Source organism: Bacteroides sp. 51, assembly GCF_010500965.1.
Taxonomy (GTDB): Bacteria; Bacteroidota; Bacteroidia; order Bacteroidales; family Bacteroidaceae; genus Bacteroides.
The window spans coordinates 1-301 of the sequence record NZ_QVMI01000210.1 but is presented as its reverse complement, the minus strand read 5'-3'; the positions used below and the strand labels follow the sequence as shown (position 1 = coordinate 301).

Below are 301 nucleotides of genomic sequence, written 5' to 3'. Positions count from 1 at the left end.
CAATACTTTTGAATCCTCTTTCCCGGTGATAGCGATCAATATCAGCTACCGTAAGTTCCCGTTCCGCCGGGGTTGCCGTACAGTGAATCATAATATACACCGCGAGTCCAGATATTGCTGGGGCGGAAGCGTCCAACGAAAGAAGGTTGCGGTAGCGCAGGAACTCTCCTCCTTTTTGAGGAGGAGTACCCCGAAGGGGGGAGGTGGTGGTTAACACTTCTGTATTCGAACCTATTCACGGGTCATGGCCACAGGCAGCAGGTCAGGATATTGCTAATCCGTTAGCTACGGTATTGTCGGC

1 protein-coding gene and 1 pseudogene are annotated in these 301 nt (G+C 51.8%); both read left to right on the top strand.

Annotated elements, in window-relative coordinates:
- Positions 1-214, top strand: a 214-nt coding sequence (locus D0T87_RS24410; protein WP_203558796.1) for a hypothetical protein, incomplete at its 5' end; no start/stop codon positions are given.
- Positions 213-301: pseudogene (locus D0T87_RS24085) on the top strand (isocitrate/isopropylmalate family dehydrogenase); the annotation flags it as partial. The gene D0T87_RS24410 and the pseudogene D0T87_RS24085, both read left to right, overlap by 2 nt.